The sequence below is a fragment of the Halomonas sp. genome, assembly GCF_033549285.1.
Classification (GTDB): Bacteria; Pseudomonadota; Gammaproteobacteria; order Pseudomonadales; family Halomonadaceae; genus Halomonas.
Window position 1 is genome coordinate 1 of record NZ_JAWSUJ010000017.1, and the last position, 21454, is coordinate 21454.

General features: G+C 69.2%; 17 protein-coding genes. 14 read left to right on the forward strand and 3 right to left on the reverse strand.

What is annotated here, in order from left to right; all coding sequences use genetic code 11:
* Positions 1 to 77 precede the first annotated feature (77 nt).
* From prmC to SCI24_RS05735, 4 genes are all read left to right on the forward strand, one after another.
* Entirely contained in the window at positions 78 to 953 is an 876-nt protein-coding gene (prmC, locus tag SCI24_RS05720) for a peptide chain release factor N(5)-glutamine methyltransferase (protein ID WP_318724463.1), read from the forward strand.
* A 149-nt stretch (positions 954 to 1102) separates the two neighbouring features.
* Entirely contained in the window at positions 1103 to 1603 is a 501-nt protein-coding gene (locus tag SCI24_RS05725) for an Lrp/AsnC ligand binding domain-containing protein (RefSeq protein ID WP_106229103.1), read from the forward strand.
* An 8-nt stretch (positions 1604 to 1611) separates the two neighbouring features.
* Positions 1612 to 2373, forward strand: coding sequence for a molybdopterin-synthase adenylyltransferase MoeB (locus tag SCI24_RS05730; RefSeq protein ID WP_318724464.1), 762 nt, complete (start codon positions 1612 to 1614; stop codon positions 2371 to 2373).
* Positions 2374 to 2383: 10 nt separating this feature from the next.
* On the forward strand, positions 2384 to 3289 hold the full coding sequence (locus tag SCI24_RS05735; protein WP_318724465.1) for a LysR family transcriptional regulator: 906 nt from the start codon (positions 2384 to 2386) through the stop codon (positions 3287 to 3289).
* Positions 3290 to 3302: 13 nt separating this feature from the next.
* Here the strand turns inward: SCI24_RS05735 and SCI24_RS05740 are convergent, their stop codons facing one another.
* Positions 3303 to 4661 carry an aminotransferase class III-fold pyridoxal phosphate-dependent enzyme gene (locus SCI24_RS05740; RefSeq protein ID WP_318724466.1) on the reverse strand — a complete coding sequence of 453 codons (1359 nt, stop codon included), beginning with the start codon at positions 4659 to 4661 and terminating at the stop codon, positions 3303 to 3305.
* Positions 4662 to 5080: 419 nt separating this feature from the next.
* Between SCI24_RS05740 and SCI24_RS05745 the strand changes: the two genes are divergently transcribed.
* From SCI24_RS05745 to SCI24_RS05780, 8 genes are all read left to right on the forward strand, one after another.
* Positions 5081 to 6370 carry an FAD-binding oxidoreductase gene (locus SCI24_RS05745; protein WP_318724467.1) on the forward strand — a complete coding sequence of 430 codons (1290 nt, stop codon included), beginning with the start codon at positions 5081 to 5083 and terminating at the stop codon, positions 6368 to 6370.
* A 32-nt stretch (positions 6371 to 6402) separates the two neighbouring features.
* The gene (locus SCI24_RS05750; protein WP_318724468.1) at positions 6403 to 7530 is read left to right on the forward strand and encodes an ABC transporter ATP-binding protein; all 1128 of its coding nucleotides are present in this window, start codon (positions 6403 to 6405) and stop codon (positions 7528 to 7530) included.
* A 10-nt stretch (positions 7531 to 7540) separates the two neighbouring features.
* The gene (locus SCI24_RS05755; RefSeq protein WP_318724469.1) at positions 7541 to 8464 is read left to right on the forward strand and encodes an ABC transporter permease; all 924 of its coding nucleotides are present in this window, start codon (positions 7541 to 7543) and stop codon (positions 8462 to 8464) included.
* Positions 8461 to 9258 (forward strand): ABC transporter permease, encoded by a 798-nt coding sequence (locus SCI24_RS05760; RefSeq protein ID WP_318724470.1) that lies wholly within the window; start codon positions 8461 to 8463, stop codon positions 9256 to 9258. The genes SCI24_RS05755 and SCI24_RS05760 overlap by 4 nt, the downstream gene beginning before the upstream one ends.
* A gap of 41 nt (positions 9259 to 9299) precedes the next feature.
* Positions 9300 to 10364: a spermidine/putrescine ABC transporter substrate-binding protein gene (locus SCI24_RS05765; protein ID WP_318724471.1), complete on the forward strand. Its 1065-nt coding sequence runs from the start codon at positions 9300 to 9302 to the stop codon at positions 10362 to 10364.
* Positions 10365 to 10420: 56 nt separating this feature from the next.
* Complete coding sequence (locus SCI24_RS05770) at positions 10421 to 11788, forward strand: glutamine synthetase family protein (RefSeq protein WP_318724472.1); 1368 nt, start codon at positions 10421 to 10423, stop codon at positions 11786 to 11788.
* A gap of 57 nt (positions 11789 to 11845) precedes the next feature.
* Entirely contained in the window at positions 11846 to 12919 is a 1074-nt protein-coding gene (locus SCI24_RS05775; RefSeq protein WP_318724473.1) for a spermidine/putrescine ABC transporter substrate-binding protein, read from the forward strand.
* Between the two features lie 151 nt (positions 12920 to 13070).
* Positions 13071 to 14363, forward strand: a complete 1293-nt coding sequence (locus SCI24_RS05780) for an FAD-binding oxidoreductase (protein WP_318724474.1) — start codon at positions 13071 to 13073, stop codon at positions 14361 to 14363.
* Positions 14364 to 14472: 109 nt separating this feature from the next.
* Here the strand turns inward: SCI24_RS05780 and SCI24_RS05785 are convergent, their stop codons facing one another.
* On the reverse strand, positions 14473 to 16212 hold the full coding sequence (locus tag SCI24_RS05785) for a formate--tetrahydrofolate ligase (protein WP_318724475.1): 1740 nt from the start codon (positions 16210 to 16212) through the stop codon (positions 14473 to 14475).
* Between the two features lie 201 nt (positions 16213 to 16413).
* On the opposite strand from SCI24_RS05785, the gene SCI24_RS05790 reads away from it, so the two are divergent.
* Positions 16414 to 17430 carry a GlxA family transcriptional regulator gene (locus SCI24_RS05790; RefSeq protein WP_318724476.1) on the forward strand — a complete coding sequence of 339 codons (1017 nt, stop codon included), beginning with the start codon at positions 16414 to 16416 and terminating at the stop codon, positions 17428 to 17430.
* A 10-nt stretch (positions 17431 to 17440) separates the two neighbouring features.
* On the opposite strand, the gene SCI24_RS05795 is transcribed toward SCI24_RS05790, so the two are convergent.
* Complete coding sequence (locus tag SCI24_RS05795; RefSeq protein ID WP_318724477.1) at positions 17441 to 20008, reverse strand: FAD-dependent oxidoreductase; 2568 nt, start codon at positions 20006 to 20008, stop codon at positions 17441 to 17443.
* A 237-nt stretch (positions 20009 to 20245) separates the two neighbouring features.
* Between SCI24_RS05795 and SCI24_RS05800 the strand changes: the two genes are divergently transcribed.
* Complete coding sequence (locus SCI24_RS05800) at positions 20246 to 21451, forward strand: glycine cleavage T C-terminal barrel domain-containing protein (RefSeq protein ID WP_318724478.1); 1206 nt, start codon at positions 20246 to 20248, stop codon at positions 21449 to 21451.
* Positions 21452 to 21454 lie beyond the last annotated feature (3 nt).

The window sequence follows — 21454 nt, forward strand, 5'->3', positions numbered from 1 at the left end:
CAGCTCGACGACGTGATCGAGCCGCTGATCCACGAGTACCAGGCCGAGCAGCTGGCGGCCCTCCAGCAGGACGCCGGATGACCCTCGACGCCCTGCTCGCCCGAGCCGCCCGGCGCCTCCTCGAGGCCGGCTCGCCGAGCGCGCGGCTCGATGCCGAGGTGCTGCTCTGCCACGTGCTGGGCGTCGATCGCACCTGGCTTTACACCTGGGGCGACCGCGAGGCGCCGCCTATCGAGCGGGCCCGCTTCGAGGCGCTGCTGGCGGCGCGCGCCGCCGGCCAGCCGGTGGCCTACCTGACCGGTGAGCGCGAGTTCTGGGGGCTGCGGCTTGCCACCTCGCCGCACACCCTGATTCCCCGTCCCGATACCGAGCGGCTGGTCGAGGCGGCCCTGGCGCATGGCGCGTCGCCGCGGGGCCGGCTGCTGGACCTCGGCACCGGCACCGGCGCCATCGCCCTGGCCTTCGCCAGCGAGCGACCCGGCTGGTCGGTGGTCGGCATCGACCTGAGCCAGGAGGCGGTGGCCCTGGCCCGGCACAATGCCGAGCGCCTCGCCATCGGCAACGTCGACTTCCGCCAGGGCGACTGGTTCACGGCGCTGGGCCACGAGGACGGCGGCGCGCGCTTCGACCTCATCGTCTCGAACCCGCCCTATATCGCCGCGGACGACCCGCACCTGCGGAAGGGTGACCTGCGCTTCGAGCCGCACAGCGCCCTGGTGGCCGCCGAACAGGGGCTTGCTGACCTGCGCCACCTGGTGGTCGAGGCCCGTGGCCACCTGGTGCCCGGGGGCTGGCTGCTGCTCGAGCATGGCCATGGCCAGGGGAAGGCGGTGCGCGATGCTCTCGCCGATGCCGGCTACGGGGAGGTCGCCACGCTTCGCGACCTCGGCGGCAACGACAGGGTCAGCCTGGGACGCCACGTTGAGGGCGGGACTGGAGGGGGGCGGTCGTGATGTGGTACATCTTGGTCAGCAAAAAACGCCACGTCTCGTCGCCTTTGCATTCGTGAAACCCACCGGGGTGCCATTGGTGGGGTGATTTTCAGGTGATCGTGCTGTCGCGACGACGTGAATGGCCCATTCCTATCGGCACGCCCACGACCATGAAAGCCAAGACCCGCTCGCTCGACCGCATCGACCTCAAGATCCTGCGCTGCCTGCAGGAGAACGCCCGCATCTCCTATGTCGACCTGGCCTCCCGGGTCGGCCTCTCCACCACTCCCTGCCTGGAGCGCGTCAAGCGCCTGGAGCGCGCTGGCATCATCCGCGGCTACAAGGCGCTGCTCGACCCCCGGGCACTCAAGGCCAACCTGCTGGTGTTCGTCGAGATCAGCCTGGAGACCCAGTCGCCGGCGGTGTTCGACGAGTTCCGTCGCGCCGTGGCCAAGCTGCCTCAGATCCAGGAGTGCCACCTGGTCTCGGGGCAGTTCGACTACATCCTCAAGTGCCGGATTCCCGAGATGTCCGCCTACCGCCAGCTGCTCGGCGACGTGGTGCTCACCCTGCCCGGCGTGAAGGAGTCCAAGAGCTATGTGGTCATGGAGGAGGTCAAGGAGGACTTCAGCCTCCATGTGCCCGAGATCGAGGAGTTCGAGGAGAAGTGAGCCCCGCGATGGATGACCAGGCCCTGCTGCGCTACAGCCGCCAGATCATGCTCGACCAGGTCGACATCGACGGCCAGGAGCGGCTGCTGGCCGGCCACGCCCTGGTGGTCGGCGCCGGCGGGCTGGGCTCGCCGGTGGCCCTCTACCTGGCGGCCGCGGGCCTCGGCCGGCTGACCCTGGCCGATGCCGACGTGGTCGAGCTCTCCAACCTGCAGCGCCAGATTGCCCACGCCACCGCCGACCTCGGTCGCAACAAGGCCGAGTCGGCCCGGGAGGCGGCACTCGCCCTCAACCCCGGCTGCACGATTCAAGCGATCACCGAGCATCTCGACGGCGCGGCACTGGCGCGGGCGGTCGCCGCGGCGGACGTGGTGCTCGACTGCACCGACCGCTTCTCCAGCCGCTATGCCATCAACGCCGCCTGCCGCACGGCGCGGGTGCCGCTGGTCTCCGGGGCGGCCATCCGCTTCTCCGGCCAGCTCGCCGTCTTCGATGCCCGCGACCCCGACTCGCCCTGCTATGCCTGCCTCTATCCGCCTGGGGGAGGGGAGAGCGGCGAGGGCGACGAGGCGCTCAGCTGCGCCGAGAGCGGCGTGGTGGCACCCCTGGTGGGGCTGATCGGCAGCTTCCAGGCCCTGGAGGCGATCAAGCTGGTCAGCGGCGCCGGCAGGCCCCATCGCGGGCTTTCCACCTTCGATGGCCTGGGCGGCCAGTGGCGCCACTTCCGGGTGCCCCGCGACCCCGCCTGCCCGGTCTGCGGGCCGTCCTGAGGAGGGGGCCGTGAGCGACCACCCGGTAGCCCCCCTGGGCCAGGTCAGCGACTTCGACATCCGCCTGATCCGTGTCTTCAAGGCGGTGGTGGAGTGCGGCGGCTTCTCCGCCGCCGAGGGGGTGCTCGGCGTCGGCCGCTCGGCCATCAGCCTGCACATGAACGACCTGGAGCGTCGCCTGGGGCTGCGGCTCTGCCAGCGAGGCCGCGGCGGCTTCTCGCTCACCGAGGAGGGGCGCCAGGTGTACGAGGCGGGGCTCACCCTGCTGGCCTCCCTGGAGACCTTTCGCACCGAGGTGAACGGCCTGCACGAGAGCCTGCGGGGCGAGCTCAACATCGGCATCACCGACAACCTGGTCAGCATGCCCGAGATGCACATCACCCACGCCCTGGCCGAGCTCAAGGCGCGGGGCCCGGAGGTGCGCATCAATATCGCCATGGAGGCGCCCGACAGCATCGCCCGGGGCGTGGTGGACGGCCGGCTTCACGTGGGGGTCGTGCCCGAGGTCAACCTGCCGTCGAGCCTGGCGAGCGAGGCGCTCTACGACGAACGCTCCCTGCTCTACTGTGCCGACAGCCATCCGCTCTTCGCCGAGGCGGTGACCGACCCGCAGCGCGTGGCGGCCCACGAGGCAGTGGTGCCCGGCTACCCGCTGCCGGAAGCCGCCCGGGCGGCCCATGCGCGGCTGCACGGGGCCGCCATGGCATCGGATCGCGAGGGCGCGGCCTTCCTGATCCTCACCGGCTGCTACATCGGCTACCTGCCCGACCACCTGGCGGCGCCCTGGGTGGCGGCCGGCCGGCTGCGGGCGCTGTGCCCCGACGCCTGCCGCTACCGCATCCCGCTGGTGGCGATCACCCAGCGCGACCGGCGCCCCCATCGCGTGCTGGAGGCCTTCCTGGCCGCGCTCGGCTAGGCGACGATGCGCGTCACGCCAGCCGGTCCAGGGTGGTGGCCACGGCATCGAAGAGCCGCTCGAGCTCCGCCTCCGTGCTGGCGAAGGGCGGGCCGAACTGCAGGGTGTCGCCGCCGTAGCGCACGTAGAACCCCGCCTCCCAGAGCGCCAGGTGGGCATCCCGGGGGCGGATGGTCGGATCCCCGTCGCGGGGCGCCAGCTGGATCGCACCGGCCAGGCCGTGGTTGCGGATATCCACCACATGGGGGCGGCCCCTGAGGGCGTGGAGCTTCGCCTCGAACGCCGGGGCGATGGTCCGCACCTGCGCCGGGAAGTCCTCGCGCTCGAAGAGGTCCAGCGTCGCCAGTGCGGCGGCGCACGCCACGGGATGGGCGCTGTAGGTATAGCCGTGGGGGAACTCGATGGCGTGCGTCGGCCCGCCCCCCGCCATGAAGGTGTCGAAGATCTCCCGGGAGGCGATCACGGCCCCCATGGGCACCGCGCCGTTGGTGAGTTGCTTGGCCACGTTCATGATGTCCGGGGTGACCCCGAAGGCCTCGGCCCCGGTGCGCGCACCGGCGCGGCCGAAGGCGGTGATCACCTCGTCGAAGATCAGCAGGATGTCGTGGGCGGAGCAGATCTCGCGCAGCCGCTCCAGGTAGCCCCTCGGCGGCACGATGACCCCGCCCGAACCGGACATGGGCTCGACGATCACCGCGGCGATGCTGGAGGCGTCGTGCAGGGCGATCTGGTCGAGCAGGGCGTCGGCGAGCTCCGCGCCGCTCTCGGCCTGGCCGCGGGTGAAGGCGAGGGTCGGCTGGAGGGTGTGGGGCAGGTGGGTGACGTCCAGCAGCTGGCCATAGTGCTTGCGGTTGCCGCCGATCCCGCCGAGGCTGGTGCCGCCCACGTTGACGCCGTGGTAGCCCTTGGCGCGGCCGATCAGCCGGGTCTTCTCCGGACGCCCCTGGAGGCGCCAGTAGGCGCGCGCCATCTTCACCGCGGTATCGGCGGACTCGGAGCCGGAGTCGGTGAAGAAGACGTAGTCCAGCCCCGGCGGGGTGAGTGCCGCCACCCGTTCGGCCAGCTCGAAGGCAAGCGGGTGGGCGACCTGGAAGCCCGGGGCATAGTCCAGCCGGCCCAGCTGGGCCGACACCGCCTGCTGGATCTTGGCGCGGTTGTGGCCGGCGCCGCAGGTCCAGAGGCCGGAGAGGGAGTCGAACAGTCGCCGGCCGCGGTCGTCGATGAAGTAGCGTCCCTCGGCGGCGGCGATCACCCGCGGATGGGCATGGAAGTCGCGGTTGGCGCTGAACGGCATCCAGTAGTGGTGGTTGAGCGGGCTGTTGGCCTTGCCGTACTCGACGGCATGGGGGGCAGGGGCAGTCGGCGCCGTCATGGGGATCTCCTCGGTCGGGGCGTGGTCCTCACTGGAGCATGGGGGGTGTCTCGGGTCGTTAAAAGGCTCACCTGCTGACCCTTGCGTGAGTGAACCCTGACGTGAAGGCAGGGTCTCTCATCGTCTCATCCGGGTGGGTGATGGTGATTAATTGACGAGATCTGCCCGGAGTTTCGGGTGCCCGCCTGACCGTCATCGTCCTGTCTGCATCCATGGATGTCTTTTAAAACAGGCTTCTGTATCGGCATGGAGCAATATCGGGCGGAGCCATCGTCAAAGCCACTCGCCAGCAAGGTATTAAATACTTGACAGGTCTTGCGGTGCTGGTGTCAAACTGAAGTGACCTGCCCGGGCGGTTTCACCGGGCGAGGAAGCCAACAACAACCAGCGCACCGCGCATCACAAGACAGGTGTCCCGCATGACGACCCCGCCGCTGGCGCCGCCCGCCTCCTGGTACCGCGATTCCATTGCCGTCGAGCTCGGCGACTGCCCCCCGCTCGAGGGCGAGGTGCGGGCCGATGTCTGCGTGGTCGGCGGCGGCATCACCGGCTGCTCGGCGGCGCTGCACCTGGCCGAGCGGGGCTACTCGGTGGTGCTGCTGGAGGCCGGGGAGATCGGGCATGGCGCCTCCGGGCGCAGCGGGGGCCAGATCCTGCCGGGGCTGGGCACCGACATCGCCACCGTGGAGAAGGCCCTGGGTCGGGAGCGGGCCCGGGATATCTGGGAGATGAGCCGCGAGGCGGTGCGCCTCACCGCCGAGCTGGTCGAGCGCCACGCCATCCCCTGCGAGCTGGCCTGGGGCTACCTGCATGCCGCGGTCAAGCCACGCCACGTGCGCGAACTCGAGGCCTTCCGCGAGCGCATGGCGCGCGACTACGGCTACCCGGCGCTCACCATGCTCCAGGGGGAGGCCCTGCGCGAGCACGTGGTGACCGATGCCTACCCGGCGGCCCTGCACGATGCCGAGGGCGGCCACCTGCACCCCCTCAACTATACCCTGGGCCTGGCCCGGGCGGCCCGCCGCGCCGGGGTGGCGATCCACGAGCAGAGTGGCGTCGTGGAGGTCCGCCATGGCCAGCCGGCCAGCGTGCTCACCGCCGCCGGCCGGGTCACCGCCGACTTCGTGGTGCTGGGCACCAACGCCTACCAGGCCGGCCTCGTGCCCGAACTCTCCGGTCGCATCATGCGCGCCGCCAACTACATGATCGCCACCGAGCCGCTCTCGGCCGAGCGGGCGGCCCGGGTGCTGCCGCACAACGATGCCCTCTCCGATGCCAACTTCGTGCTCGACTACTATCGGCTCTCCGCCGACCGGCGCCTGATCTATGGCGGCGAGGTCAGCTACGATGGCCGGGAGCCGCGGGGCCTCGAGGCGCGCATGGATGCCAAGATCGCGCGGATCTTCCCGGTGCTCGAGGGCGTGCGCATCGACTACCGCTGGGGCGGGGACGTGGCCATCACCCTCGACCGGGCGCCGGACTTCGGCCGGCTCGGCAGCAACGTCTACTATGCCCAGGGCTATTCCGGGCACGGCATGGCCCTGTCGGGGCTGGCCGGCAAGCTGCTGGCCGAGGCCATCGCCGGGCAGAGCGAACGCTTCGACGTCTTTGCCGCCATGCCCCATCGCCACTTCCCGGGCGGCGCCCTGCTGCGCAAGCCGCTGCTGGTGCTGGCCACCAACTTCTACAAACTGCGGGACCGGCTGTGAACCGGGCCATCGAGAACCGAGAGGGCACCCCCATGAACGACACCATCACGGCGGAAGCCATCGAGTCACCGGGCGCGCGACCGGCCGGGGAGGCGACGCAGGGCGAGGTGGCCCGGGAGGCCTCCTCCATCGAGATGCGGGGGCTTCACAAGCGTTTCGGCCGCGATACCGTGGCCCTGGACGGTGTCGACCTGACCATCGAGGGCGGCGAGTTCTTCACCCTACTCGGCCCCTCGGGCTGCGGCAAGACCACCCTGCTGCGCATCCTCGCCGGCCTCGAGGAGGCCGACGACGGCCGCCTGGCCATCGGCGGCAAGGACATCACCGAGGTGCCGCCCCACAAGCGCAGCGTCAATACCGTCTTCCAGTCCTATGCGCTCTTTCCGCACCTCTCGGTGCGCGAGAACCTGGCCTTTGGGCTCAAGATGCGCGGCCTGCCCCTCGAGGAACGCGAGGCCCGGGTGGCGAAGATCGCCGAGTTCATCAAGTTGGGCGATCTGGTGGACCGCCGCGTCGACCAGCTCTCCGGCGGCCAGCGCCAGCGCATCGCCCTGGCCCGGGCCCTGGTCAACGAGCCCGACGTGCTGCTGCTCGATGAGCCGCTTTCGGCACTGGACGCCGGCCTGCGTAGTCAGCTGCAGGTGGAATTGCTGCGGGTGCAGAAGCGCCTCGGCATGACCTTCGTCTTCGTCACCCATGATCAGCAGGAGGCCATGGTGATGTCCGACCGCATTGCCGTGCTCAACGGCGGGGTGATCCAGCAGGTGGGGCCGCCCCGCGAGGTCTACGAGCACCCGGTCAACGCCTTCGTCGCCCGCTTCATGGGCCACGACAATCTCTATCCGGTCACCGCCCGGCAGGGAGGGCGCCTGACCACGCCGCTCGGCGAGCTCACCGCCGAGGACGCCGGGGAGGGCGGCCTGCTCTTGATCCGTCCCGAGACCCTGGATCTGCTGCCCGGCGAGGTGGCCGGTGACAATCATCTGCCGGCCGTGGTGAGCGAACGGCTCTACCGCGGCAGCCATGCCGAGTATCGCCTCGAGATCGGCTCGAGCACCCTGCAGGCGACCCTCAACAACCGGGGCAGGCACCTGCCCGAGGTGGGGGACCGGGTCACGGTATCGGTGGCCCCCGAAGACCTGGTCACCCTGAGCGAGTGAGGAGACGCACATGGCCTACACCGGCGTAACGCCCTCCGCCCGCAGCCGCGGCATGGTGCGCGAGGCGCGGCACCTGCTGTTCACCGTGGCTCCCGGGGCCACCTGGATCGTGATCTTCCTGGTGCTGCCCAGCGCCTACCTGATGGCCGTGGCCTTCATGTCCAACGGGCCCTATGGCCTGCCGGAGATGCCGCTGTCGCTGGAGTCGTTCCGGCGCCTGGCCGGCTTCGGCTTCCTGGGCTGGAGCCCCGGCAACCTCTACACCCTGCTGCGCTCGCTGTGGCAGACGCTGGTCTCCACCGGCCTGGTGGTGATCGTCGCCTATCCCATCGCCTACTACATCAGCACCTGTCGGGCGAAGTGGCGGCCGATCATGCTGCTGCTGGTGGTGGTGCCGAGCTGGACCAACCAGGTGATCCGCACCTTCGGCTGGATGAACCTGCTGGCGCCGGGCACGCCACTCTCCAACCTGGCCGAGGGCCTCGGGTTCATTGCCCCCAACATGGGGCTCTATCCGTCGAACTTCGCGGTGACCCTGGGCCTGGTCTACAACTTCCTGCCGTTCATGGTGCTGCCGCTCTACGCCGCCTTCGAGAAGCTCGACACCGCCCAGGTGGAGGCCGCCCAGGACCTCTTCGCCTCGCCGGTGCGGGCCTTCTGGCACGCCGTCTTCCCCCAGACTCTGCCGGGGCTGCTGGCCGGCATCGTGCTGGTGGCGATCCCCGCCTTCGGCATGTACGTGATCCCCGAGCTGCTCGGCGGCGGCAAGGGCATGATGCTCGGCAACCTGGTGGCCAACCAGTTCGCCGGCGGGGCCAACTGGCCGCTGGGAGCGGCCGGCGCGATCCTGATGCTGATCGCCACCTTCATCGGGCTCTTCGCCATGCGTCGCATCGGCAAGCGCCTGGGTGGCGGCGAGGAGGTGGTGATATGAGAAAGCGCACGCTCAAGCGCGGCCTGACCGGCTTCTGGTGGTTCACCCTGGCCTTCCTCTACCTGCCGCTTGCCGTGGTGGTGCTGTTCTCCTTCAATGCCTCCAACAGTGCGGCCACCTTCACCGGCATCTCGCTGCGCTGGTATGGCCGACTGATGGGCAACGAGGAGATCCTCTCGGCCTTTTCCAACAGCATGATCCTGGCCATCACCTCCTCGGTGATCGCGCTGGGGATCGGCTGTTTGATCGGCTACGGCATGTACCGCCATCGCCACCGCAAGCTGGGCTGGCTGATCGTGCTGATCTACCTGCCCATCGTGCTGCCGGACATCGTCTTCGGCATCTCGGAGATGGCCTTCTTCGTGCAGGTCCATCGCCTCACCGGGCTGTTGCAGCCGGGACTGGTGACCATGATCATCGCCCACGTCACCTTCCAGATCCCCTTCGTGGCGCTGATCGTCTACTCGCGCTTCGTGGGCCTGGACCCCACGCTCTTCGAGGCCGCCAAGGACCTCTATGCCACCCCGATCAAGCGGGTGGTCCACTTCATGCTCCCGACCATCAAGCCGGCGTTGATCTCGGCGTTCTTCCTCTCCTTTACACTGTCGGTGGATGACTTCGTGATCAGCTTCTTCACCGCCGGACCGGAGAGCGCGACCCTGCCCATCTACATCTGGGGAGCGATCAAGAAGGGGGTATCGCCCGAGATCAATGCCATCGCCACCCTGATGATCGGTGCGGTGGCCATCGCCGCCATCATCAGCCTGGTGTTCAGCCGTCGCCGGCAGGCATGAGCCGGCCAAGCCTTCCCTAGGGGAAACGAGGAGAGTCCGAGATGACAATCAACAAGACCGCACTTGCCCTGTCCGTCGGCGCCGCGCTGCTGGCCGGCAGCGTCCAGGCCCAGGAGAACAAGCTCTACCTGTTCAACTGGACCGAGTACATGGACCCCGAGATCATCGAGGCCTTCGAGGAGAAGTACGACGTCGACGTCGTGCAGAACTACTTCAACTCGCTGCCCGAGATGTTCGCCAAGCTCAATGCCGGCGGGGTCTCGCAATACGACATCATCGTGCCGTCCAACTACTACGTGCCGCGGCTGATCCAGACCGGCCTGGTGCAGAAGCTCGACAAGTCGAAGCTTGCGAACCTCGACAATGTCATGGCGCAGTTCCAGGATCCGGCCTACGACCCGGGGGCCGAGTACAGCGCGCCCTACCAGTGGGGCACCACCGGTATCGTCTACAACACCGAGACCTTTCCGGATGCCCCCAAGAGCTGGTCGCTGCTGTTCGACCCCGAGGTCAATCCCGACCACCCCTTCGCCCTGATGGGCGATGGCCAGGTCAGCATGGGGGGCGCCTGCGCCTATCTGGGCCACGGCTACGACTGCACCGACATGAATGCCTGGAAGGAGGCCGCCCGGCTGCTGATCGACACCAAGGGGCGCGACACCTTCAGCGGCTTCTCCGACGGCACGCCGGCGCTGCAGCAGCTGGCCCGCGGCGTCACCCACGTGGGGCTCTCCTACAACGGCGACTACCTCTTCTTCAAGGACGAGGACCCGGAGACCTTCGAGACCCTGGACTTCATGATCCCCGACGAGGGTGCCGAGATGTGGGTGGATGCGATGCTGATCCCCTCCGAGGCCCCCAACCCGGACATGGCGCACAAGTTCATCGACTTCATCCTCGATGCCGAGGTCGGTGCCCAGCTCTCCAACTACAACTACTACGCCAGCCCCAATGCGGCCGCCGAGCCCTACCTGGACGCGGTACTGACCGAACCGCCCGTCCAGCCCAGCGAGGCGGACATGGAGCGACTGCGCTTCACCCCGAGCCTGGAAGGCGATGCCCTGCAGACCTTCCAGCAGCTCTGGTCCGAGGTCCAGTCTCGCTGAGCGCAGGGCCCCCGGCATCGGGCCGGGGGCCCGCCATTCCGAGCAAGGAAATTCCCATGAGTAACCGACAGGAGCAGCCGCTCCTCAACGACTGGTTCCAGAATCACGGCATCACCGAGGTCGAGTGCCTGGTCAGTGACCTGACCGGCATCCTCAAGGGCAAGATCATGCCCGCCGGCAAGTACCTCAACGGCGGGCGTCCGCGCCTGCCCGACTCGATCTTCATCCAGACCGTCACCGGCGGCTATCCCGACGACGAGGATATCCGCTTCTGGAATCCCGCCGAGCGGGACATGGAGCTGGTACCGGACGCGAACGCCATCTACCTGGTGCCCTGGGCCGAGGACCCCACGGCGCAGATCATCCACGACTGCTTCTACCTGACCGGCGAGCCGGTGGAGCTGGCGCCACGCTACGTGCTCAAGCGGGTGCTGGAGCTCTACGCCGCCCGCGGCTGGACCCCGGTGATCGCCCCGGAGGTGGAGTTCTACCTGGTCAAGACCAACACCGACTCCGACTACCCCCTGGAGCCGCCGATCGGTCGCACCGGCCGGCAGGAGAGCAGCCGCCAGTCCTTCTCCATCGACGCGGTGAACGAGTTCGACCCGCTGTTCGAGGAGATGTACGACTACTGCGAGGCCATGAACCTGGACCTGGACACCCTGATCCACGAGGAGGGGGCCGGCCAGATGGAGGTCAACTTCCAGCATGGCGATCCCTTGACCCTCGCCGACCAGGTGGTGATGTTCAAGCGCACCCTGCGCGAGACCGCGCTGCGCCATGGCATGTATGCCACCTTCATGGCCAAGCCCATGGCCAACGAGCCGGGCAGCTCCATGCACATCCACCAGAGCCTGCTCGATGCCAAGGAGGGGCACAACGTCTTCGCCGACGCGGACGGCCAGCCCAGCAAGCTGTTCCACCACTTCATCGGCGGCCTGCAGCGCTACCTGCCCTCGGTGATGCCGCTGCTGGCGCCCAACGTCAACTCCTATCGCCGGCTGATGCGCACCGAGACCAGCGGCTCGGCGCCGATCAACGTGGAGTGGGGCATGGACAACCGCACCGTGGGACTGCGCGTGCCGGTCTCCTCCCCCGAGGCGACGCGGGTCGAGAACCGCCTGGCGGGCGCCGATGCCAATCCCTACCTGGTGATGGCGGCGTCCCTGGCCTGCGGCTACCTGGGCCTGCTGGGACGCCTCGAGCCGCGCCCGCCGATGGTCGGCTCCGCCTGGTCCGGCGGCAACAAGCTGCCCGACGACATCGGCCCGGCGCTGGACCTGCTGCACGACTGCCAGCCCCTGGCCGACATCCTGGGCGAACGCTTCACCCACAGCTACCTGGCGGTCAAGCGCGCCGAGCATCGCGCCTACTTCCAGGTGATCAGCTCCTGGGAACGCGAGCACCTGCTGTTGCGGGTATAGTGCCGGGACGGGGTACGGCCCCGACTCGAGGTTAACCATCATCAGGGAGGGGACGTGATGCTGCTGCGACAGTGGGCCCGGCTGACGGGCCTGGGCCTGGTGGCCGTCAGCCTGGCGGCGACGGCCGAGGAGGGCAAGCTCCGGCTGTTCAACTGGTCGGACTACATGGATCCGGCCATCATCGACGACTTCGAGACGGAAACGGGCATCGAGGTGGTGCAGAACTACTACAACTCGAACGCCGAGCTCTTCTCCAAGCTCACCGCCGGGGGGGATGCCCAGTACGACCTGATCGTGCCTTCGGACTACTTCGTGCCGCGGCTGATCGACGCCGGCCTGATCCGGCCGCTCGCCGCCGAGGGCGAGGGGCTCGAGGGCCACGACAATATCCTCGCCGAGTTCCGAGCGCCGAGCTACGACCCCGAGGGTGACTACACCGTGCCCTACCTGTGGGGTGTGACCGGGGTGGTCTACAACCGGGAGACCTGGCCGGCACCCGAGCCCAGCTGGGGGCTGCTCTACGATCCCGAGGTCAACGCCGACTACCCCTTCGCGCTGCTCAAGGGGGATGCCCAGTTCACCTTCGGCACCCTCTGCGCCTTCCAGGGGCAGGGCTTCGATTGCGTGGGTGAGGCCCCCTGGGTGGAGGCGGCCCGCGGCGTGATCGAGACCCGCCAGCGGGACAACTTCGTCGGCTTCGTGGATGCCACGGCGGCCATCGAACAGGTGGCCAACGGGGTGATCCATGCCGGCATCGCCTACAACGGCGACCTGGCCGGCAAGCGCGCCGAGGATCCCGAGACCTATGGCAAGCTGGGCTTCTTCATCCCCGAGGAGGGCTCCCAGCGCTGGGTGGACGTGCTGGCGATCCCGGCGCGAGCGCCGAACCCGGAGGCCGCGCGGGCCTTCATCGAGTACCTGCTGCGTCCCGAGGTTGCCGCCCGGCTGGCCGACTACAACTTCTACACCACCCCCAACGAGGCGGCCCTGCCGCTGGTCAACGATGCCCTGCGCGAACCGCCAGTGATGCCGGATGCCGCCGCCCGCGAACGGCTCCACTTCACCCCCTCGGTGAGCGGCGAGGAGCTCGAGCTGCTCCAGGAGCTGTGGAGCGAGGCGCGCAGTCGCTGATCCCGGCACCCCTGGGTCGACGCCGCCGGAGGGGCTCCCCTCCGGCGGTTTTTTTTGGTGATTATCCCATAGCGTTTCATTGCCATCTTCGAGATATTACGCCTAATATGGGGTATTAATGTTGAATAAAATTGCCATCAAGGGGGGTCCCATGTCTGTCCCATTCGAGCGCGACCACGCCGCGTCCTGGTACGCCGCCACCGCCAACGACGCCCCCGAGCGTGCCGCCCTCGCGGGCGAGGTGAGCTGTGACGTCTGCGTGGTAGGGGCGGGGTTTACCGGCATCTCCGCCGCCCTGCACCTGGCCGAGCGCGGTTTCTCGGTGGTGGTGCTGGAGGCGGTGAGGGTCGGCTATGGCGCCTCGGGTCGCAATGGCGGCCAGATCGTCAACAGCTACAGCCGCGACATGGACGTCATCGAGGAGCAGTACGGCGCCGATACTGCCCGCGCCCTGGGCGACATGGCCTTCGAGGGCAACCGCATCATCCGCGAGCGCGTCGAGCGCTACGCCATCGACTGCGACCTCAGGGACGGCAACCTCTTCGCCGCCTGCAATGCCAGGCAGATGCAGGGGCTGCGCGAGCACAAGGCGCTGTGGGAGCGCTATGGCTATCGGGAGCTCGAGCTGCTCGAAGGGCAGGCCGTGAACCGCGAGGTCGATACCGAGCGCTACACCGGCGCCCTGGTGGACCACGGCGGCGGTCACCTGCACCCGCTCAACCTGGTGCTGGGCCAGGCCGCCGCCGTCGAGTCGCTGGGCGGGCGCATCTATGAGTACTCGCCGGTCACCGGTGTGGCGCACGGCGAGCCGGTGGTGGTTCGCACCGCCGGCGGGAGCGTGCGGGCCGACCGGGTGGTGATGGCCGGCAATGCCTACCTCAAGGACGTGCTGCCCGAGATCGAGGGCAAGTCGATGCCCTGCGGCACCCAGATCATCACCACCGAGCCGCTGGACGAGGCGCGGGCCCGTGCCCTGATCCCCAATGGCCTGGCGGTGGAGGACTGCAACTACCTGCTGGACTACTACCGTCTGACCCGCGACAACCGCCTGCTGTATGGCGGCGGCGTCAACTACGGCGGCAGCGACCCCGCCGACATCGAGAGCGTTATCCGGCCCAAGATGCTCACGACCTTTCCGTCACTCGACGACGTCAAGGTGGACTACGCCTGGAGCGGCACCTTCCTGATGACGCTCAACCGCCTGCCGCAGTTCGGGGTGGTCAACGACAACGTCTACTATGCCCAGGGCTACTCGGGGCATGGCGTCACCTGTACCCACCTGGCCGGGCGGCTGATCGCCGAGGTGATGACGGGCCGCGAGGAGCGCTTCGATGCCTTCGCCGGCCTGCCCCACCTGCCGTTTCCCGGCGGCCGCCTGCTGCGGGTGCCGCTGTCGGCCATCGGCGCCTGGTACTACGCCATCCGCGATCGCCTGGGCTTCTAGGAAACACTGATTTATTGCTGCGCTCGATATCTTGGCCGCCGCCGGAGCACAGAAACCGGCGGCGGCCAACCTCTCTTCGCTCGCGACATAAATCAGCTGTTCCCCAGCCTCAGTAGAGGCCGACTGTCTCGCCATCCTCGTCGATATCCAGCCGCGTGGCGGCCGGCGAGGGGCCGAGCCCGGGCAGGGTGCGGATGTCGCCGGCCAGGGCGTAGACGAAACCGGCGCCGGCGGAGAGGCGCACCTCGCGCACCGGCAGCCGCCAGCCCGTGGGGGCGCCGATCAGGCTCGCATCGTGGGAGAGCGACATGTGGGTCTTGGCGATGCACACCGGAAAGGCCCCGTGGCCCTGGCACTGCCAGGTCTCCAGTCGCTCGCGGACCCCCGGGGCGAAGTCGACCCCCTCGGCGCCGTAGAGGCGCGTGGCGATGCGCTCGATCTTCTCCGCCAACGGCAAGTCGGCGGGGTAGAGGAAGTGGAAGCCGCTCCCGGCCTCGTCGGCCTCGTCGATCGTCTCGACCAGCGCCTGTGCCAGGCCCAGAGCGCCCTCGCCGCCGTCGCGCACGTGGCTGGAGACCTCGGCGCGCACGCCCACCGAGGCGCACAGCTCGCGGATGGCGCTATGCTCGCTTTGATGGTCGCCGGGGAAGGCATTGATCGCCACCACGGGGGTGAGGCCGTGGGCGCGCACGTTGTCGATCTGCTTGAGCAGGTTGGCCCCGCCTTCCCGGACCTCGTCGGGGGCCTCCCCCAGCAGCGAGGCGGGCAGCGGCTGGCCGGCCACCACCCGGTGACGGCCGCTGTGGTACTTCAGGGCGCGCACCGTGACCACCAGCACCGCGGCGTCCGGGACGAGCCCCGAGGCCCGGCACTTGATATTGAAGAAGCGCTCGGCGCCCATGTCGGCACCGAAGCCCGCCTCGGTGACCAGGAAGTCGCCGGCGTGCAGGCCGATACGGTCGGCGACGATCGAGGAGTTGCCGTGGGCGATGTTGCCGAAGGGGCCGGCATGGATCAGCGCCGGGGCATGCTCCAGGGTCTGCAGCAGGTTGGGCTTGAGCGCCTCCTTGAGCAGCACCGTCATGGCGCCGGCGACGCCGATCTGCTCGGCGGTGACCGGCTCGCCGTCGCGGTCCAGCCCCACGATCAGCCGGCCCAGGCGTCGGCGCAGGTCGGCCAGGGAGTCGGCCAGCGCCAGCACCGCCATCACCTCCGAGGCGGCGGTGATCTCGAAGCCGCCCTGGCGGGGGAGTCCGTCGCCACGCCCGCCGAGGCCAAGGACCAGGTGCCTCAGGGCGCGGTCGTTGAGGTCGATGACACGCTGCCAGCGCACCTCGCGGGGATCCAGCTCGGGGGCCAGGCGATGGTGAAGGTGATTGTCGACCATGGCCGCCAGCAGGTTGTGGGCCGCTCCCACCGCGTGGATGTCGCCGGTGAGGTGAAGGTTGATGCGCTCCATGGGCAGCACCTGGCTGTAGCCGCCGCCGGTGGCGCCGCCCTTCAGCCCCAGGGTGGGGCCCATGGAGGGCTGGCGCAGGGCCACCGTGGCGGTGTGGCCGAGGCGCTGCAGGCCCTGCACCAGGCCGATGGCGGTGGTTGTCTTGCCCTCGCCGGGCGGGGTGGGGGTCATCGAGGTCACCACCACGTAGCGCCCCCGCGGGCGCTCGGCCAGGGGCGCCATGGCCGCCAGGTCGAGCTTGGCGATGCCTCGGCCATAGGGCTCCACCGCCTCGCCGGGCAGGCCCAGGCGATGGGCGATCTCCTCGATGGGCCAGAGGCGCACCGCGCGGGCGATGCTCAGGTTGTCGGCGGGCCGGGACGGGGCCTGTTCGGGCACTTGGGGGGCCATCGCTCTCTCCTCCTGGACGTCGGCGAGTCATGCGGTCCGTTCAGTATCGTGCGCCTTTCGCGGCACTCTTGCCTGCCGACGTCCGTGGCCTTGGGCGCAGCGACACGCCGCGCAAACTCGACGCCCTTGCCGAGAGTCGAAGGGATGGACTATCCCTGAGGACAACGTCGCCCGGCCGTGCGCCGGCTAGAAGGAGACGAGATGGAGGCTCCCGTACCGGCCAAGGACCACCATGACATCGGCTTTTTGCTGATGCCGGGCTTCTCCCAGCTCGCCTTCTCCGCGGCACTGGAACCGCTGCGCATGGCCAACCACCTGGCCGACCGCCCCCTCTACACCTGGCACCTGGTGAGCCGCGATGGTACCCCGGTGACGGCCAGCAGCGGCCTGCCCACGACGGTGGACCAGGCGCTTGAGCCCATGCCGCCACTGGACCTGCTGCTGGTGTGCGGTGGGGTGGACGTGCAGGCGCACTGCGATCGCGCGACCCTCATCTGGCTCCGGCGCCTGGCCGAACGGCGCATCCCCCTGGGCGCCGTGTGCACCGGGGGCTATGTGCTGGCCCGGGCGGGGCTGCTCGACGGCTATCGCTGCACCCTGCACTGGGAGCATATCGGCAGCCTCCACGAGGCGCGGCGCTTCCCCGAGGTGACCTTCACCTCCCAGCTGTTCGTCATGGATCGCGACCGCTACACCTGCTCGGGCGGCATCGCCCCCCTGGACATGATGCTCAACCTGATCGGTCGCCAGCAGGGGCTGGCTCTGGCCGAGGCGATCGCCGAGGAGTTCATCCACGAGCGCATCCGCGGCGTGGGCGATCGTCAGCGCAGCCCGCTGCGGGTGCGCCTGGGTCACAGCCATCCCAAGCTGGAGGAGGTGGCCACGCTGATGGAGGCCAACCTCCAGGAGCCCCTGGCGCTGGACGAGCTGGCCCGCTATGCCGGCCTGTCGCGGCGCCAGCTGGAGCGCCTCTTCCAGCGCTACGTGGGCTGCCCGCCGCTCAAGTACTACCTGGAGCTGCGCCTGGCCCGGGCGCGGCTGCTGCTGCAGCAGACGCGGATGCCGATCACCGAGGTGGCGCTGGCCTGCGGCTTCGTCTCGCCGCCCCACTTCACCAAGTGCTACCACGACCACTTCGGCCACTCGCCGAGCGGCGAGCGCAAGCACCGGCAGCAGCGGCAGGCCGAGCTGGCACTGCCGGACGACCGGCTGCCTTGAGGCTGAGGCCTCAGCCTCGCGGCCGGGCGTTCTCCGGGTCATAGAGGGCTCGGTAGCCGACGGCGGCCACCCGCATCGGGTAGTGCTCGGCGAAGTACTCCAGCAGCAGGGTACGCCCCTCCACGGCGTAGCCAGCGGGCAGGTAGGCCAGGGCAATGTTGCACCCGAGTGAGGGCCCAAAGGCGATGCTGGTCACGTAGGAGCGCCGGCCCAGGGCATCCACCGGCACCTCGCCGCTCTCGGGGTCGAGCAGCGGCGACTGGCCGACCGGGAATCGCGGGGTGCCGGCGGCGTCGTGGTGTGCCTCCATCACCAGGGTGCAGAGCGTGGCCGGCTGGCAGTGCCGTTCGCGCTGCTCCAGGTAGGCGGCCTTGCCGTGGAAGTCCGCGGCCTTGACCCTGGGCCTTGCCAGGCCCGCCTCGTAAAGGTTGTAGTCGGTGAGCAGGTCGACATTCTGCAGCCGCAGGCTCTTCTCCAGGCGGCGGCTGTTGGCGTAGGTCTCGATGCCCACCGGCGTCACCCCGGCGTCGAACAGCCGGTCCCAGAGCGCCAGGCCGTAGCTGAAGGGCACATAGAGCTCCCAGCCCTGCTCGCCCACGTAGGAGATGCGAAAGGCCCACACCGGCAGCCCCTGGATGCGGATCTCGCGGGCGGTGGCGAAGGGGAAGCGGGCGTCGGAAAGGCCCTCGGGATCATCCGCCAGGGCCTGCAGAGTACGCCGGGCGTTGGGGCCCCACAGGCCGAGGGTGGCCAGGCCGTCGCTGCGATCCTCCAGGTGCCAGCGGGTCAGGCCGGCCGCCTCGGCGCGGCGGGTGATCCACATCAGGTCGCGGTGGCCGGTGTCGCCGCCGCAGATGACCCGCCAGGCGTTCGTGGCCAGGCGCACGATGGTGAGGTCCGAGTGGACGCCGCCGGCGGCATCCAGGAAGTGGGTATAGACCCCCTTGCCGACGGGGGTGTCGCCGCCGATCTTGGCCACCGAGAGCCACTCCAGCAGCGCCTCGGCATCGCGGCCCGAGATATCATAGATGGCGAAGTGGGAGAGGTTGATCATGCCCACGTCGTCGGACAGTGCCAGGTGCTCGGCATTGGAGACCCGCCAGAAGTGGCGGGCGTCCCACTCGGCTGGACGCTCGGGCACCCGCTCGCCGTAGCGCTCCAGCAGCGCCTCGTTGGTGGCGTAGCCGTGGGCGCGCTCCCAGCCGGCGGCCTCCATGAAGAAGCCGCCGAGCTCCTTCTCGCGGGGCCAGAAGGGACCACGGCGCAGGTCGCGGCCGCTCTCGAAGGGCTCGCGGGGGTGCACCGGCGGGTCATAGATCTTGCGGGCGATCTCCCGGCAGCGACCCTCGACGTGGTGGGGTGTCTTCTGCACCGGGTAGAAGCGCGCGATGTCGATGCCGCAGGGGTCGGGCTCGGCGCGTCCATGGGTCAGCCACTCGGCGAGCAGCTTGCCCATGCCGGGGCCGTCCTTGACCCAGACGGCCTCGCAGAACCACAGGCCGCGGGTCTCCGGCGACTCGCCCACCAGGGAGCCGCCGTCCGAGGTGACCGAGAGCAGGCCGTTGAAGGAGTGCTTCTCGTCCCACCCCAGCTCGCCGAGCACGGGGGCGAGGTCGATGGCCCGCTCGAAGGCCTCGGCCACCTGGTCCAGCTCCAGGTCGCGCATGGAGGGCGAGAGGCGCGCCCGGTCGCGCGGGAGGATGGCGCGAGGGTTCACCAGCCGCGGCTCGCGGGACTCGTAGTAGCCCCACTCCAGCAGGCCGCCCTCGGTGCTGGTCGGGTCGCCGGTATCGCGCATGTAGGCGGAGTTGCCCTGGTCGCGCAGCAGCGGGTAGCCGATCTCCTTGCCGGTACCGGCGAAGGTCTCGAAGGGGCCGAAGAACAGCAGCGGATGCTCCACCGGCATCAGCGGCAGGGCCGCGTCGCCCATGGCGGCGGGGATCGGGCCCCAGATGCCCGAGGTGACGATCACCAGCGGGGTGGCAACGTAGCCCCTGGGCGTCTCGACGCCGCATACCCGGCCGTCCCGGACGTCGATATCCAGCGCCGGGGTCTCGGCGAAGGCGCGCAGGTGACCGCTTGTCACGGCGCGCTCGATCAGTTCGCCGGCCACCCGCTGGGAGCGCGGGATCACCAGGCCGGCGTCGGGGTCCCACATGCCGCCCAGCACCTGGTCGCGCTCCAGCAGCGGGAAGCGCGCCACCACCTCGTCGGCGTCCACCATGCGGACCTTGGTGCCGAAGGCCTTGCCCGAGGCGACCTTGCGCTGCAACTCGGCGAGCCGCGCCTCGTCGCCGACCCGGGCGATCTCCAGGCCGCCGACCTTGTGGTAGTGCCCCATCGCCTCGTAGAAGCGCTGGCTGTAGGTGGTGGTGTAGCAGGAGAGCCGGTCATGTGAGGTCATGAAGCAGAAGTCGGAGGCGTGGGCGGTGGAGCCGATGTCCGAGGGGAGGGCGGACGTCTCGAGCCCCACCAGGTTCGTCCAGCCCTGCTCGATCAAGTGATGGGCCACCGAGGCGCCGACGATGCCGCCCAGGCCGATGATCACCGCGTCTGCCTGCGAGGGGAGTGTCGCCATGGTCGTCCTCCTCACGTCGAGGGTTTCCCGCAGGATAAGGCAGGCCTCGGGCGGCACGCTGTCCCGCGGCGACGCCCCCTTGCCTGGCGGCGACAGGCCGCGGCCGGCCCTGTCGCCCACGCCAAAGAGCTCGACGCCCACAGCGAGATCAGCGCTCGGCCCAGGGGCTAGTGTCCAAGGCAAGGGCGGCCGGCGGGTGCCGGTCCCCCGGCACAATGACAGTGGAGGGAGGCGGTCATGTCCCAGGCCATCGAGAACATCCAGAGCTCTCAGAACACCCCATCGGCGCCGGAGATCCTGCTCTATCCGCGTATCCGCAAGTCACCGTTCTTCTACGCCTCGCGGCGGCACGGGGTGCGCAAGTACAGCGTCTATAACCACCACTACCATCCGCGCCTCTACACCGACCCGGTGGACGAGTACTGGGCCCTGGTGCAGGGCGTGACCCTGTGGGACGTCGGCGTCGAGCGCCAGATCGAGATCGCAGGCCCCGACGCCTTCGCCTTCACCCAGCGCCTGGTCCCCCGCGACATGCGCCACTGCCAGGTGGGGCAGTGCAAGTACGTCTTCGTCACCGCCCCCGACGGCGGCATCCTCAACGACCCGGTGCTGCTGCGCGTCGAGGAGAACCGCTTCTGGCTGTCGCTCGCTGACAGCGACATCCTGCTGTGGTGTCAGGGGCTCGCCGTCAATGCCGGGCTCGACGTGACCATCAAGGAGGTGGACGTGGCGCCGGTACAGGTCCAGGGGCCGAAGGCCAAGGCGGTGATGGTGGACCTGTTCGGCGAGGCGGTGCTGGGCATGCCCTACTACCACCTGATGGAGGCCGAACTCGACGGCATGTCCGTGGTGATCTCGCGTACCGGCTACTCCGGGGAGATCGGCTACGAGATCTACCTGCGCGAGGCCAGTCGCTTCGGCGAGGCGCTCTGGCAGCGGGTCTTCGAGGCCGGCCGGCCCCACGGCATGCAGGTGATCGGCCCCTGCCACATCCGCCGCATCGAGGGCGGCATCCTCGCCTTCGGCTGCGACATCTGGTACGACACCAACCCCTTCGAGGTGGGCATGGGCTACGACTGGATGGTGGACCTGCGCGGCGACGACGACTTCATCGGCCGCGCCGCCCTGGAGCGCATCAAGGCCGAGGGCGTGTCGCGCAAGCTGGTGGGGGTGGAGATCGACGGCCCGAGCGTCGGCTACTTTACCGACGGCGCGATGATCGACGTCTTCCCGGTGTTCGACGCGGGGGGCGCGCCTATCGGCAAGGTGACCTCGTCCACCCGCTCGCCGCGCCAGGAGCGCAACATCGGCTACGCCATGGTGCCGGTCGAATATGCCGAGATGTGCACGGCGCTGCGCATCGAGGCCAATACCGGCCTGCAGGAGGCCAGGGTGGTGGAGAAGCCCTTCCACGACCCCAGCAAGGAAATACCCAAGGGGTGAGAA